The 13965-nt window shown below is 58.0% G+C and carries 15 protein-coding genes; all 15 read right to left on the bottom strand.

All coding sequences use genetic code 11. The annotated features are described in order from the left end of the window. Window positions 1–64: 64 nt before the first annotated feature. From WIF35_RS02360 to tsf, 15 genes are read right to left on the bottom strand one after another with little or no spacing between them, the layout of a single operon-like run. Window positions 65–835, bottom strand: a complete 771-nt coding sequence (locus WIF35_RS02360; protein ID WP_412479966.1) for a TrmH family RNA methyltransferase — start codon at window positions 833–835, stop codon at window positions 65–67. Next, a complete protein-coding gene (gene rnhB / locus WIF35_RS02355) occupies window positions 832–1419 on the bottom strand; it encodes a ribonuclease HII (protein ID WP_412479965.1) in 588 nt (195 codons plus the stop codon). Before rnhB ends, WIF35_RS02360 begins: the two co-directional genes overlap by 4 nt. Continuing rightward, window positions 1407–2555, bottom strand: coding sequence for a lipid-A-disaccharide synthase (gene lpxB, locus WIF35_RS02350; RefSeq protein WP_412479964.1), 1149 nt, complete (start codon window positions 2553–2555; stop codon window positions 1407–1409). Before lpxB ends, rnhB begins: the two co-directional genes overlap by 13 nt. A gap of 1 nt (window position 2556) precedes the next feature. Next, on the bottom strand, window positions 2557–3327 hold the full coding sequence (lpxA, locus tag WIF35_RS02345; protein WP_412479963.1) for an acyl-ACP--UDP-N-acetylglucosamine O-acyltransferase: 771 nt from the start codon (window positions 3325–3327) through the stop codon (window positions 2557–2559). 1 nt (window position 3328) lies between these two features. Beyond that, window positions 3329–3766: a 3-hydroxyacyl-ACP dehydratase FabZ gene (gene fabZ, locus WIF35_RS02340; protein WP_412481207.1), complete on the bottom strand. Its 438-nt coding sequence runs from the start codon at window positions 3764–3766 to the stop codon at window positions 3329–3331. Next, window positions 3767–4813 carry a UDP-3-O-(3-hydroxymyristoyl)glucosamine N-acyltransferase gene (lpxD, locus tag WIF35_RS02335; RefSeq protein WP_412479962.1) on the bottom strand — a complete coding sequence of 349 codons (1047 nt, stop codon included), beginning with the start codon at window positions 4811–4813 and terminating at the stop codon, window positions 3767–3769. It abuts the gene before it with no gap. After that, entirely contained in the window at window positions 4813–5316 is a 504-nt protein-coding gene (locus WIF35_RS02330; RefSeq protein WP_412479961.1) for an OmpH family outer membrane protein, read from the bottom strand. The genes lpxD and WIF35_RS02330 overlap by 1 nt, the downstream gene beginning before the upstream one ends. A 15-nt stretch (window positions 5317–5331) precedes the next feature. Continuing rightward, entirely contained in the window at window positions 5332–7614 is a 2283-nt protein-coding gene (gene bamA / locus WIF35_RS02325; RefSeq protein ID WP_412479960.1) for an outer membrane protein assembly factor BamA, read from the bottom strand. 3 nt (window positions 7615–7617) lie between these two features. After that, on the bottom strand, window positions 7618–8985 hold the full coding sequence (rseP, locus tag WIF35_RS02320; protein WP_412479959.1) for an RIP metalloprotease RseP: 1368 nt from the start codon (window positions 8983–8985) through the stop codon (window positions 7618–7620). Beyond that, a complete protein-coding gene (gene ispC / locus WIF35_RS02315) occupies window positions 8982–10166 on the bottom strand; it encodes a 1-deoxy-D-xylulose-5-phosphate reductoisomerase (RefSeq protein WP_412479958.1) in 1185 nt (394 codons plus the stop codon). Before ispC ends, rseP begins: the two co-directional genes overlap by 4 nt. Window positions 10167–10170: 4 nt before the next feature. Next, the gene (locus tag WIF35_RS02310; RefSeq protein WP_412479957.1) at window positions 10171–10977 is read right to left on the bottom strand and encodes a phosphatidate cytidylyltransferase; all 807 of its coding nucleotides are present in this window, start codon (window positions 10975–10977) and stop codon (window positions 10171–10173) included. Continuing rightward, complete coding sequence (gene uppS, locus WIF35_RS02305; protein WP_412479956.1) at window positions 10970–11731, bottom strand: polyprenyl diphosphate synthase; 762 nt, start codon at window positions 11729–11731, stop codon at window positions 10970–10972. Before uppS ends, WIF35_RS02310 begins: the two co-directional genes overlap by 8 nt. 26 nt (window positions 11732–11757) lie before the next feature. Continuing rightward, on the bottom strand, window positions 11758–12315 hold the full coding sequence (frr, locus tag WIF35_RS02300) for a ribosome recycling factor (RefSeq protein ID WP_412479955.1): 558 nt from the start codon (window positions 12313–12315) through the stop codon (window positions 11758–11760). Between the two features lie 11 nt (window positions 12316–12326). Beyond that, window positions 12327–13043 (bottom strand): UMP kinase, encoded by a 717-nt coding sequence (gene pyrH / locus WIF35_RS02295; protein WP_412479954.1) that lies wholly within the window; start codon window positions 13041–13043, stop codon window positions 12327–12329. A gap of 15 nt (window positions 13044–13058) precedes the next feature. Beyond that, a complete protein-coding gene (tsf, locus tag WIF35_RS02290; RefSeq protein WP_412479953.1) occupies window positions 13059–13958 on the bottom strand; it encodes a translation elongation factor Ts in 900 nt (299 codons plus the stop codon). Window positions 13959–13965 lie beyond the last annotated feature (7 nt).

The raw sequence follows: 13965 nt of genomic DNA, 5'->3' as shown, positions 1-13965 counted from the left end.
AAGCCCGAGGGTTTGGCTAGCACCCGAACACAAAGGACTTGAAGTTAGCCACGATGAATCGAGTTTAACTCAAGCGCCGTCTCAGTGCCTCGAACAGACAAATTGCCGCCGCGGCTGCAACGTTCAGCGACTCGACAGCACCCGGCATCGGAATCTTGATACGTAGCTGTGCCGCATCGATCAACTCGCGCCGTACCCCCAGCCCTTCTGCACCGAAAATCCAGGCTAGCGGCTCCTCCCAGCGGGCTTCATATAGCGAGCTAGCGCCATCCAGACAGGTGACGGCGGTGGTTCCTTCATAACGGGCGATGAAATCCAGCAGGTCGGCTTCCTCGTGGATGGCCAGGACGAAATGAGCGCCCTGCCCGGCGCGCAGCACCTTGGGCGACCACGCCGAGGCGCAGCCAGGGGACAGGATTGCTTGCGTGATACCGGCCGCGGCAGCCGTACGCAGCAGCGTACCGACATTGCCGGGGTCTTGCACGCCGTCGAGCAAAATTGCGTCTTTTTGCCGGTGCACCGCAGCAGTCGCCTGCGGCATGGCCGCCACGGCCATCAGGCCGCTCGGGGTATCGACGGGAGCGATTTCGCGCAGCAAGGCATCGCTCAAGACGACGATGTCGCGACCTTGGAGGAAGCGGGCGATTTCACCTGCCTGCTGGGCCGATTCACCGACGATCAGCGTGTCGACCGGGCCGATGGCCTGTTCGTAGGCTTCGACCAGATGCACGCCATCGAGCACTGTCTGCCCGGATTTGCGTCGTTCGCGCCCGGATTCGGCCAGCCGCTTGAGCTGCTTGTAGAAAGCGTTGTCGCGCGACTGGATCAGTTTCATAGCAAGGAGAGTTGGGCCACCGGGCCGAAACTCTTGCGATGCACCGGCGATGCGCCGTGCGCCTGCAAGGCGGCGAAATGCGCAGCGGTCGGGTAGCCCATGTGGCGGTCGAAACCGTATTGCGGATACAGGGCGTGCAACTCCAGCATGCCGGCATCGCGCACGGTCTTGGCGAGAATCGAGGCGGCTGCAATCGAGGCAATCTTGCCGTCGCCCTTGACCACGGCCTCAACCGGAATTTCAAGCTTGGGGCAACGGTTGCCATCGACCAGCGCTGAAGTCGGTCGCACGGCCAAGCCAGCCACGGCGCGCTGCATGGCGAGCATGGTGGCATGCAGGATGTTGAGACGGTCGATTTCCTCGATGTTCGCCTCGGCAACGCACCAGGCCACGGCCTTCTCGCGGATTTCCTCGGCCAAGGCAACGCGTTTCTTCTCGGAAAGTTTCTTCGAGTCGTTCAAGCCTTGGATCGGTCTGGCCGGGTCGAGAATCACCGCGGCCGCAACCACCGGCCCGGCCAGCGGTCCGCGGCCGGCCTCGTCGATACCGCAGACGAGGCCTTCGGGAACGATCAGGCCAGACATTGCAAGACCGCCTGCGCGGCCTTTTCGGCGGTGTTCTGACGCAATTGCAGGTGTAGCTCAGTGAAAGCCGCCTCGACCGCCTCGGCGTTTTCCTTGTCCTGATACTGCTTGACCAGGGCTTCGCAGAGGTTTTCCGCCGTCGCCTCGTTTTGCAGGATCTCCGGTACCACGAAGCGTCCCGACAGGATGTTGGGCAAACCGACGTACGGCAGGTAGGCCATGCGCTTCATCAGCCAGTAGGAGAACTTGGCGATCTTGTAGGTGATGACCATCGGCCGCTTGAGCAAGGCGGCTTCGAGCGTCGCCGTGCCGCTCGCCACCAGCGAGACGTCGGCGGCACCGAGAGCGTCCTGGGCATGGCCGAACAACAGGCGGAACGGAACGTCGCCGGCCTGCTGACGGTAGATCGCCGCTTCGAACTGCAGTCGCGTCTCGCGGGTCGCCAAGGGCACAACGAACTGGGCATTCGGCAAATGACGCTCGCGAATCAGTTGTGCCGTCTGCACGAAGGTATCGGCCATCATTTCGAGTTCGCCGCGACGGCTCCCCGGCAGCATGGCAAAAATCGGCACGCTGCGCGGCAGTTCCAGCTTCTCGCGCACCAACTGTTTGTTGGTCTGTAGCGGGATGATGTCGGCCATAGGATGCCCGACATAGGTCACCGGTATACGCTCTTTCTCATAGAGCGGCGGCTCCATCGGGAAGAGCGCCAACACGCGATTCGCAGCTCGGGCGATTTTCTTGATGCGCCCACCGCGCCAAGCCCAGATCGAAGGGCTGACGTAATGCATGGTGCGCACACCAGCCGAACGCAGGTCGGTTTCCAGGCCCAAGTTGAAATCAGGCGCATCGACCCCGATGAAGATATCCGGCTTGAGGTCGAGCAGGCGTTTCTTCAATTGCCGACGGATACCGGCAATCTCGCGATAATGCTTGAGCGCATCCCAATAGCCCATGACCGACAGCTTGTCCATCGGCCACCAGGCATCGAAGCCCTGCGCCTGCATCTTCGGCCCGCCGATGCCGTAGAACACGGCATCCGGCAGGTGCTGCTTGAGCGCCGCAATCAGATGGCTGGCCAGGAGATCCCCGGAGGCCTCCCCCGCCACCATGGCAATCCGTACTGCGCTCCCCATATCAGCGGATGATGCCCCGCTTGGAGACCTCGAGGAAATCGACGAAGCGTTGCACGTCCGGCTGGGTCTTGGCATCCTCGATCAGCTTGGCCTTGGCCTCTTCGAGCATCAGGCCGGACTTGTACAAGGTACGGTAGGCACGTTTCAGGGCCAGCAGCGAATCGGCATTGAAGCCACGACGCTTCAGGCCTTCGACGTTGATGCCGTAGGGCTGCGCCGTGTTGCCGGCGGCCATCAGATAAGGCGGCACATCCTGCAGGATGACTGTGCTGACTGCCGTCATGACATGCGCGCCGATGCGGCAGAACTGATGCACGCCGGTAAAGCCACCGAGAATCGCCCAGTCGTCGACCACCACATGACCGGCCAGCGAGGCATTGTTGGCGAAGGTGCACTTGTTGCCGACAACACAGTCGTGGGCGATATGCACGTAGGCCATGATCCAGTTGTCGTCACCGATCGTGGTCGCGCCGCGATCCTGGATGGTACCGAGATTGAAGGTGCAGAATTCACGGATCGTGTTGCGGTCGCCGATTTCCAGACGGGTGGGCTCGCCGGCGTACTTCTTGTCCTGCGGCACTTCGCCGAGCGAGCAGAACTGGAAAATACGGTTGTCACGACCGATGGTCGTGTGCCCCTTGATCACGGTGTGCGGACCGATCACGGTGTTGTCACCGATTTCGACATGCGGACCGATGATCGAGTAAGCCCCGATCTCGACGTTGTTGCCGATCCGGGCTGCCGGATCGACGAGAGCGGTCGGATGGATCATCTTACAGGTCTCGCTTGGCACACATCAGGCGGGCTTCGGCCGCCAATTGACCATCGACGCGGGCTTCGGCCTTGAACTTCCAGACGCCACGCATCTGGCGCTCGATCTCGACATGCAGGTGCAGCTGATCGCCCGGCATGACCGGACGCTTGAAACGCGCATCATCGATACCGGCAAAGTAGAACACGTCGTTCTGCGTCGGCTTCTTGTCTTCGGTCTTGAAGGAGAGAATGCCAGCGGCCTGGGCCAGCGCTTCCATGATCAACACACCCGGCATCACCGGATGGTGCGGGAAGTGGCCAACGAAGAAAGGTTCGTTGATAGTGATGTTCTTGTAGGCATGGATGGACTTGCCCGGCACGACCTCGACCACGCGGTCGATCAGCAGGAACGGGTAACGGTGCGGCAAGTACTGCAGAATCTCATGGATATCCATTATTCAACCCTCTATGTTCTTATCTTGAAGTTTCTTTTCGAGCTCGGCGACGCGGTCGGCCAGCTTGGACAGGCGGCGGATGTGCGACGCATTGCGCATCCAGTGTTCGTAAGTATCGAGCGGAAAAACGCTGGCATAAACGCCGTTGGGCTCAATAATGCTACGCATGACGGTAGTTCCACCCGAAATCGTGGTGTTTGCAGCGATGTTCAGGTGACCGCTGATCATTGCCGCCCCACCGATGATGCAATGCTCGCCGAGCGTAGTGCTACCCGCCAAGCCAGCACAGCCGGCAATGACAGAATAGGGACCGATGTTGCAGTTGTGGCCGACCATGACCAGATTATCAATCTTGCAACCGTCGCCGACCACGGTATCATCCAGCGCCCCGCGGTCGATGGTTGTATTGGCGCCGATTTCGACGTCGTCGCCAACGGTCACTGCACCGATTTGCGGAATTTTCACCCATTCCTTGCCGTCCGGCGCAAAGCCGAAGCCATCGGCACCGATTACTACGCCGGCATGCAGAATGGCGCGCTTGCCGACACGACAACCGTGATAGATCGTGACGTTGGGGTAAAACAGGCAATCATCACCGATAGTGACGCCATCGCCGATCACGCAACCGGCATGAATGCGCACATTCTCGCCAAGCGACACCCCCTCGCCTATACAGACATGCGGCCCGATCACGGCAGAAGCCGGAATTGGTGAAGCACTGACGACAGAGGAATGCACGCCAACCAGCGAGTCGGCAGCGGGATTCAACAACGCGGCAACCCGGGCGTAATAGGCGTACGGATTCGCTGTCACGATGCGCGGACCGGCAAACTGATCGGCAGCATCTGGCGCGAGAATCACGGCTGATGCCTGTGTCGTTTGCAACTGGCTACGGTAGCGCTTGTTGGAGAGAAAACTAATCTGCCCCTCTCCCGCCGAGGCCAGGGTTGCCACCTGCGAAATACGGATTTCGCCGTCCCCAAGCACATCGCCGCCCAAACGGGCGGCGATTTCAGCCAGGCTGAGGACGATGCCGCCCTCGCCAGCCATTACTTGGCGTCCGACAGCGCCTTGATCACGCGGTCGGTAATATCCAGACGCGGGCTCACCCAGACGACGTCCTGCAGGATCAGATCGAATTTTTCGGCTTCGGCGATCTGCTTGATGGCCTTGTTGGCCTTCTCGATCACTGCGGCATTTTCTTCATTCTGGCGCAGATTCAGGTCTTCACGGAATTCACGCTGGCGACGCTGGAATTCACGCGACAGTTCGCCAAATTCCTTTTCCTTGGCACGACGTTCGGTTTCCGACATCGTCACAGAGTTCTTTTCCAGGTTTTCCTGCAAGCCCTGTAATTGCTTCGCCATACGCTGCAGTTCCTGATCGCGCTTGGCAAACTCGCCCTCAAGCTTCTTCGCTGCCTTCTGAGCCGCAGGAGCATCTCGGAAAATACGCTGGGTGTTTACGTAACCCACTTTCAATTCAGCCGCTTCGACACCGGTAGTCAACAGAGCGGACAACAACGCTGCCAATACAACGAACTTCGCTTTCAACTTGAAACTCCTGAATTAAAAAGTAGTACCCATCTGGAACTGGAAGGCTTCGGACTTATCCCCTTCCTTCTTATTAAGTGGCTTGCCAAAACTGAACTTTAGCGGCCCGACTGGAGAAATCCAGGCAGCCGAAATACCCGTAGAGTAGCGCAACTCACCTAGATCAAGCTTCTGACCATCGCCATAAACTTGACCAACATCGATAAACCAACCCATACGGAAATTTTTCTCGATACCGGGTAGCCCCCAAAAAATTTCAGAGCTTCCAACAAGCTTCCGATTACCACCAATACGATAATCGCTACCGTTCGAGTCGGCATAAACAGGACCAAGAGACGACCCCTTGTAACCACGGACCGAATTCACGCCGCCAGCATAGTAGTTCTTGAAGAATGGCAAATCCTTGCCACCATAACCATTCGCCTGAGCATACTCGCCACTCAGCATCCAGGTAAACTTCGAGGTCAACGGGATGAAATGCTGGAGTTGATAGCCCGCGCGATAGTAGGTCAAATCCGCGCCTGGAACACTAACTTCCAGAGATGCTTTCTGAACCGTACCACGGGTTGGCAAAAAGAAGCTGTCCTTACCATCGCTGTTCCACGACAAGGTTACCGGTAAGGAAAGATTACGATCACCAAACTTATTGACGAAATCTTTGTAATACTGCGGGCTTTCGTCATAAGTGGTGATAGCAGTGCTATCAAGCCCCAAGCCGAGACCAAGCGATTCTTTTTCACCGATCGGAAAACCAAAACGAATTGCGCCCCCAGTCGAGACAGAAGAATAATATGCAATAGCAGTAGAACTCGTATTGACCGTCTTGTGATAGACATCAAAGCCTTGGCTAACACCATCAACCGTGAAATAAGGATTCGTGTATGAAAACACGTAAGTACGATACGACTTAGCGGAATTCACCTGAATACCTACATTGTTACCACTACCTAGAAAGTTGTTCTGAGCAATCGATCCAGAGAGAATGATTTTGTCTGTACTGGAGGTGCCAACCCCAAGCATCAGGTTACCCGTTGGCTTCTCAGTCACATTGACATTAACATCAAGCTGATCGGCCGTTCCCGCAACAGCAGGGGTCTCAACCGCAACTTCACTAAAGAAGCCAAGTTTATCGACACGCTGCTTGGATGCGGTCACTTTCTCGGCATCGTACCAAGCACCTTCCATTTGACGCATTTCGCGACGAACCACCTCATCACGCGTCTTGGTGTTACCGGTAACGTTGATTCGGCGAACATAGACGCGCTTGCCCGGGTCGACGAAGATCGTGAACGCAACATTGCGCTTTTCCTTGTCGATTTCCGGCATGGCATTGACGTTGGCAAAGGCATAACCCTCTTTGCCCAGACGATCGCCGATGGCCTTGGTTGAATCGTTCAGACGCTCACGGGAGAAAACATCTCCCGGCTTTACTACTACCAACTTCTTGAGTTCCTCTTCGGAAATCGCAAAATCGCCGGCCAACTTGATCGATGAAACCTGATAACGCTCACCTTCGTTGACATTAACGGTGATATAGACGTCCTGCTTGTCCGGCGAAATCGATACCTGAGTTGATTCGACGGCAAACTCCAGGTAACCCTGGTTCATGTAGAAGGATTTCAGCTTCTCCAGATCAGCCGACAGTTTCTGGCGAGAATACTGGTCATTCTTCGTGTACCAGGTCAGCCAACCGGGCGTCGTCAACTCGAATTGACTGACCAACTCCTTTTCCTTGAATGCATTGGCCCCGACGATATTGATCTGCTTGATCTTGGCGGCCGCACCTTCTTCGATATTGAAGTTGATGCCGACGCGATTGCGTTCCAGCGGCGTCACGGTCGTCGTGATATTGGCCGCGTACTTGCCGCGCGTCAGATACTGGCGCTTCAGTTCCTGCTCGGCTTTATCGAGCAAGGCGCGATCGAAGATACGACCTTCGGCAATGCCGGTTTCCTTCAAGGCCTTGATGATCACATCCTTGTCGAACTCCTTGAGGCCGACAAAATTGATCGTCGAGATCGCCGGGCGCTCCTGCAGCACCACAACCATCACGTCACCATCGACCTCAACCCGAACGTCCTTGAAGAAGCCCGTGGCAAACAAGGCCTTGATCGACTGCGCCGCCTTTTCGTCATTCAACGTATCGCCAACCTTGACTGGCAAGTAGCTGAACACGGTACCGGCTTCGGTCCGCTGGATGCCTTCGACCCGGATATCCTTAACGGTAAAAGGCTCGAATGCGAACACAGACCCGGAGAACATGCCGGCAATGAGGACGGATAACAGGGATTTTTTCATCGTTCAGCCGTTAAAAAGGCGGTTCAGGTCGTTGAAAAATGCGAAAGCCATCAGCACGAACAAGATGGAAAGCCCAATCTGCTGGGATATTTCCATTGCCCGCTCGGAAAGCGGACGGCGTCTGACGACTTCTATCATATGATACATCAAATGCCCGCCATCCAGCACCGGAACGGGCAGTAGATTCAAGACGCCGAGGCTGATGCTGACCAGCGCCATGAACTTCAGGTAGTAATCCATTCCCAATCGGGCCGACTGCCCGGCGTAATCGGCGATGGTCACCGGCCCGGAAAGGTTTTTCCAGGAAACTTCGCCGACCAGCATCTTGCCGAACATGACGACGCTGAACACCGTTTTTTCCCACGTTTCGTTCAACGCTTTGTAGCCAGCCTCTAAGACGCCATAGCGGACGAATGTTTTCAATGGCCGTTGCGACCCGGGCGCCTCGGCGACAGCCACACCGATTTTTCCAACCAGCTGTCCGCGCTCGGAAATTGCCTCCGGAACGATGTGCACCGCAGCAGTTACCCCATCGCGCTCGAATTCGACACTCAACTCGCGCCCCGGCGACTTCCGAACCGCACCGACCAAATCCAGCCAATGACGAACCGGCTCCCCATCGATACCGACGACAAGATCCCCCGGCCGCAACCCTGCCTGATCTCCAGGACCTCCGGCCACCAGCTTACCAATCACCGCAGGCAATTCCGGCCGATAGCCGCGCAAGCCGAGACGTTCGAATCCATCGCCCTCCCAACCGGCTTCGGCAACTGCACTCAGATAAAGGCGACGGATTGCCACATAGCCCCGCTCGTCAACGGTCTCCAGCTCGATGCTTTCCTGCTCGGCGGCCTTCTGCAACACACGCCAACGAAAGTCGTTCCAGGTACCAACCGTTTCACCGTCGATCTTGCGCACCTGCTCACCATTCCGGATCGATGCCATCGCAGCTGGCGTGTCTTCCGGCGGGGCACCGAGAATTGGCAATAACTCATCGCTGCCGAGCATGAATACCGCCCAGTACAAAAGAACCGCCAGGAAAAAGTTGGCCAGCGGTCCGGCCGCGACGATCAAACTACGAACACCGACCCCCTGGCGATTGAAGGCGCGATGCGCTTCATTGGCCGCAACCTCGCCTTCGCGCTCATCCAGCATTTTGACGTAGCCACCCAGCGGAAAGGCGCTGACGGCCCACTCGGTCTGATCCTTCCCGTATTTTCGCGACCACAGGATGCGTCCAAAGCCGAACGAGAAGCGCAAGACCTTGACACCGCACCAGCGCGCTACCAGGAAATGCCCCAGTTCATGGAAGACAATCAGAACCCCAAGTACGACGAGGAAAGCGATGAGATAGAACAGGAAGTTGCTCACGCGAACTCGCGTTCCTGAATCAACTGCCGAGCCAGGCTACGTGCCTCACCATCGGCTGCCAATACATCGCCCAGACTCCCCTCATGGCGAGCCGGCAAACGCCCGAGGACCGTTTCGTTAAGCTCAGCAATGCCGAGAAAAGGCAGTTCGCCGTCAAGAAAAGCCGCAACCGCGACTTCGTTCGCCGCATTCAAGATGGCCGGAGCCGTGGCGCCAGTTCGCAAGACATCGTAGGCTAGGCGCAGACAGCGGAAACGCTCGAAATCCGGCGCAAAGAAATCGAGACGCCCCACCTTGAACAGGTCGAGCGGCCCAACGCCAGCAGCGATACGCTCCGGCCATGCCATGGCGTAAGCAATCGGCGTCCGCATATCGGGATTACCCAGCTGTGCAATGACTGAGCCATCGACATATTGAACCGCCGAATGAATGACGCTCTGCGGATGCACCACCACCTGGATCATTTCCGGCGCCGCATCGAACAGCCAGCGGGCTTCGATGACTTCCAGCCCCTTGTTCATCATCGTCGCCGAATCGACGGAAATCTTGCGCCCCATCACCCAGTTGGGATGCGCACAGGCCTGTTCGGGCGTCACGTGGCGCAAGCCATCCAACGGCGTTTCACGGAAAGGTCCGCCGGAGGCGGTCAGCAATATTTTCTCGACACCACAGGCACGCAAGCCGCGTGAAAAATCCTCGGGCAGCGCCTGAAAAATGGCGTTATGTTCGCTGTCCACCGGCAGCAGGGGCGCTCCGCTTTGCTGAACAGCCTGCATGAACAGTTCGCCGGCCATAACCAGCACTTCCTTGTTGGCCAACAGGATACGCTTGCCCACCTGTGCCGCCGCCAAGGTTGGTGCCAGACCGGCAGCGCCAACAATGGCCGCCATGACCATATCCGCTTCCGGCAGGGTCGCAGCAGACACCAAGGCCGCCTCACCCCATAGCACCTCGACGGCGCTACCGACCGCCTGCAACCGCTGGCGAACTTCGGCCGCCGTAGATTCGTCACCAACGACCGCCAGTAGCGGTTTGAATTCCAGGCAATCGGCCACCAGACGTTCGACCTGCCGGTGTGCCGTCAGCGCGACAACGCGATAGCGGTCGGGATGGCGCCTGACAACATCGAGCGTGGATTGCCCAATCGAGCCCGTCGCACCAAGTACGGTCAGCCCTTGCATGGCGTTAGCCCAACGCCGCCAGCAGCAAGGCAATCAAGGGCAGTGCCGCCGTATGGCTGTCGATGCGATCCAGAACGCCACCATGACCGGGCAACAGCTGACTGCTGTCCTTCATGCCCGCTTGGCGTTTGAGCATGGACTCGAACAAGTCCCCGGCAATGGACACCAGGGTCAACAGCGGCATGGCCACTAACAGAAACACCGTCCGGTCGATTGAAAACCCTTCGCTGGACCACATGGCGACCAGGGCAAGCAGCGTGACGGAGAACATCGCCCCGTAGGCACCTTCCCAAGTCTTGCCTGGACTGATGTTCGGCGCCAGCTTGCGCTTACCGAAAGCCCGCCCGAAGAAATAGGCTGCGATATCCGCCAGCGCCACCAGCAACAGGGCGCCGAAAAGCCAGACCGGCCCATGGCCACGCACCGCAATCAATGCAAACCAGGTGGGCAGCAGCACGACCAAGCCAACCAGCAACATCTTCCAGACCGCCCTGACCTCCCAGCGAGCCCGCAACCAGAAGGGCACGACAGCAAGCCAAAAGGCAACCGACAGGTACAGAGCAACCGTGCCGAAAACCTTGAGTTGTGCCGCATCAAGCAGGAGCGCAGCGCCTGCTGCCAGCATGCCTACCATGACTCCAAAGCCGATCTGAGCGGCTTTGGAGAAAGACGCAAGACGGGCGAATTCCCAAGCCGCAATGCCGGTAATGGCCGCTGTCAGCAGTGCCCAATTTTGCGCATCGAGGAAGAAAATAGCCGGAATCAGGAGTGCAGCGATAACCAGCGCTGTAATGACGCGCGTTTTAAGCATTCGGTTTTTCCGTCAATTGCTCGCTGGTACGGCCAAATCGACGCTCGCGTTGCTGGTAGGAAGCAATCGCCTTGTCGAATTCGGCAGCATCGAAATCCGGCCACAGGGTCGGCGTGAAATACAACTCGGTATAGGCCAGTTGCCACAACAGGAAGTTGCTGATGCGCTCCTCGCCGCCGGTACGGATGAAAAGATCCGGTTCGGGCGCAAACTGCATCGACAGATAGGGCTCGAGGTCACCCTCTTCCCAGCCCGCTCGCTTGTCCGGCTGGGCGGCAAGCATACGGTTGACCGCCTGCATGATGTCCCAACGACCGCCGTAATTGGCGGCAATGGTCAGGTCGAGGCGATCATTGAGTGCCGTTTTTTCCTCTGCCTCACGGATCAACTGCTGGAGCTTCGGATCGAAACGTCCAAGATCGCCGATCACGCGCAAGCGGACACCGTTCCGATCGAGTTTCTCGACCTCCTGCTGCAGCGCCTTGACGAACAACTCCATCAACAGGCTGACCTCCTCGGCCGGGCGGCGCCAATTTTCGGAAGAAAACGCAAACAGCGTCAGATAACGGATGCCGCGTTCGAGGCAGGAGCGCACCATTTCGCGCACCAACTCGACCCCTTTGACATGCCCGGCGACACGCGGCAGGAAACGTTTTTTCGCCCAGCGGCCATTACCATCCATGATAACGGCGACGTGCCGAGGCATCGCCGCCGCTTGCGGAATCTGTCGAGTCGAACTGGAAAAAAGCGCCATTCAGGCGAAGCAGACCAAAAAAGGGCTTAAACCTGCATCAGCTCGGCTTCTTTGGCCGCGAGCATCTTGTCGACTTCAGCAATGTACTTGTCGGTCAGCTTCTGAATATCGTCCTGTGCCTTGCGCTCGTCGTCCTCTGGGATTTCGCCCTTCTTCAAGGCATCCTTCAGATGCGTGTTGGCATCGCGACGCAAATTGCGAATGGCGACTTTGGCGCCCTCGCCTTCGTGCTTGACGACCTTGATCATTTCCTTGCGGCGCTCTTCGGTCAGGGCCGGCATTGGCACACGCACCAGATCACCCTGAGTGGCCGGATTGAGACCGAGGTCGGAATCGCGAATCGCCTTTTCGACCTTCTGGACCATGTTCTTTTCCCACGGCTGTACGCCCAGGGTACGGGAGTCGACCAGGGTGATGTTTGCCACCTGGTTCACCGGTACCGGCGAACCGTAGTAATCGACCATGACATGATCGAGCAGGCCGGTATGTGCACGGCCGGTACGGATCTTCTGGAGGTCGTTCTTCAGGGCCTCCAGAGACTTCTGCATCTTGTGTTCTGCGTTCTTTTTGAGTTCAGCAATCATCTGTCTCTCCGTCAGCAATAGACCAGCGTACCCTCATCTTCACCGCAAACCACGCGCTTCAGCGCGCCGGCCTTGAAGATCGAGAACACGTTGATCGGCAATTTCTGGTCGCGGCACAGCGCGAAGGCGGTCGCATCCATCACCGCCAGGTTTTTCGAGATCGCGTCGTTGAAACTGATCTTGTCGAAGCGCGTTGCCGAAGGATCCTTCTTCGGGTCAGCGGTGTAAATACCGTCGACCTTGGTTGCCTTCAGCACGATTTCCGCACCGATTTCCGACCCGCGCAAGGCTGCTGCGGTATCGGTCGTAAAGAAGGGGTTGCCGGTACCGGCACCGAAGATCACGACCTTGCCTTCTTCCAGGTAGCGAATGGCCTTGCCGCGAATATACGGCTCGACCACCTGCTCGATATTCAGGGCCGACTGCACACGGGCATTCAGGCCGGTTTGACGCATCGCGTCGGACAGCGCCATGGCATTCATCACCGTGGCCAGCATGCCCATGTAATCCGCCGTGGCGCGATCCATCCCGGTGGCCGTACCGGCCATGCCGCGGAAGATGTTGCCACCGCCGATCACGACGCCGATTTCCACACCCAGATCGGCGACCGCCTTAATCTCCCCGCAGATTTCCGAAATGGTTTTCGGATTGATGCCATAGGCATCACTACCCATCAGGGCTTCACCGGAGAGTTTCAGGAGGATGCGCTTGTACTTGGGTGCGGTCATCGGCAGTCCTTTCAATTACTTCTTGGCAGCAGCGGCAGCTGCTTGAGCGGCAACTTCGGCAGCGAAGTCGTCAACCTTCTTCTCGATGCCTTCGCCAACGATGAACAGCGTGAAGCCGGCGACGGAAGCGCCCTTGGCCTTCAGCAGTTGCTCGATGGTCTGCTTGCCGTCTTCAGCCTTGACGAAAACCTGGCCGAGCAGGGTCACGTCCTTCAGGAACTTCTGGACAGTACCTTCGGCGATCTTTTCCAGCATGGCTTCCGGCTTGCCGGCTTCGCGTGCCTTCTCGATGGCAACGCGACGCTCGGTTTCCAGCAGTTCGGCGGAAACACCGGAGGCATCCAGCGACTTCGGCTTGGAAGCGGCGATGTGCATGGCCAGATCCTTGCCCAGTTGCTCGTCGCCACCCACCAGATCGACCACGACACCAACCTTGGCACCACCGTGAATGTAGGAGACCAGCTGACCCTTGGCTTCGAAACGAACGAAGCGGCGGATGGTCATGTTTTCGCCGATCTTGCCGACCAGAGCGGTGCGGGTCGATTCGACGGTACCCTCGCCCATCGGCAGCGCGGACAGCGCAGCGACGTCGGCCGGATTGTTGTCGGCAACCAGCTTGGCGCAACCATTGGCCAGCGCGATGAAGTCGTCGTTCTTGGCAACGAAGTCAGTTTCAGAGTTAACTTCGATGATCGCACCGACCTTACCACCAGCGGCGATGCTGACGGCAACAATACCTTCGGCAGCGACACGGGCAGCAGCCTTGGAGGCTTTGTTGCCCAGCTTGACGCGGAGGATTTCCTCGGCCTTGGCCATGTCGCCATCGGCTTCGGTCAGCGCCTTCTTGCATTCCATCATCGGGGCGTCGGTCTTGCCACGCAGTTCCGCCACCATGCTTGCGGTAATAGCCGCCATATATCTT

The organism is Azonexus sp. IMCC34839 (assembly GCF_047047955.1).
Lineage (GTDB): Bacteria > Pseudomonadota > Gammaproteobacteria > Burkholderiales > Rhodocyclaceae > Azonexus.
The sequence above is the reverse complement of the archived record's forward strand: the minus strand, read 5'-3'. Positions and strand labels throughout refer to the sequence as shown.

Bases quoted from the DNA above. Each gene is read 5' to 3' on its own strand.
- pyrH (WP_412479954.1), bottom strand. From the start codon at position 13,043: ATGACCGCACCCAAGTACAAGCGCATCCTCCTGAAACTCTCCGGTGAA.
- tsf (WP_412479953.1), bottom strand. From the start codon at position 13,958: ATGGCGGCTATTACCGCAAGCATGGTGGCGGAACTGCGTGGCAAGACC.
- lpxA (WP_412479963.1), bottom strand. From the start codon at position 3,327: ATGATCCATCCGACCGCTCTCGTCGATCCGGCAGCCCGGATCGGCAAC.
- WIF35_RS02310 (WP_412479957.1), bottom strand. From the start codon at position 10,977: ATGCTTAAAACGCGCGTCATTACAGCGCTGGTTATCGCTGCACTCCTG.
- rnhB (WP_412479965.1), bottom strand. From the start codon at position 1,419: ATGTCTGGCCTGATCGTTCCCGAAGGCCTCGTCTGCGGTATCGACGAG.
- ispC (WP_412479958.1), bottom strand. From the start codon at position 10,166: ATGCAAGGGCTGACCGTACTTGGTGCGACGGGCTCGATTGGGCAATCC.
- lpxD (WP_412479962.1), bottom strand. From the start codon at position 4,813: ATGGCTGGCGAGGGCGGCATCGTCCTCAGCCTGGCTGAAATCGCCGCC.
- frr (WP_412479955.1), bottom strand. From the start codon at position 12,315: ATGATTGCTGAACTCAAAAAGAACGCAGAACACAAGATGCAGAAGTCT.
- uppS (WP_412479956.1), bottom strand. From the start codon at position 11,731: ATGGCGCTTTTTTCCAGTTCGACTCGACAGATTCCGCAAGCGGCGGCG.
- bamA (WP_412479960.1), bottom strand. From the start codon at position 7,614: ATGAAAAAATCCCTGTTATCCGTCCTCATTGCCGGCATGTTCTCCGGG.
- lpxB (WP_412479964.1), bottom strand. From the start codon at position 2,555: ATGGGGAGCGCAGTACGGATTGCCATGGTGGCGGGGGAGGCCTCCGGG.
- WIF35_RS02360 (WP_412479966.1), bottom strand. From the start codon at position 835: ATGAAACTGATCCAGTCGCGCGACAACGCTTTCTACAAGCAGCTCAAG.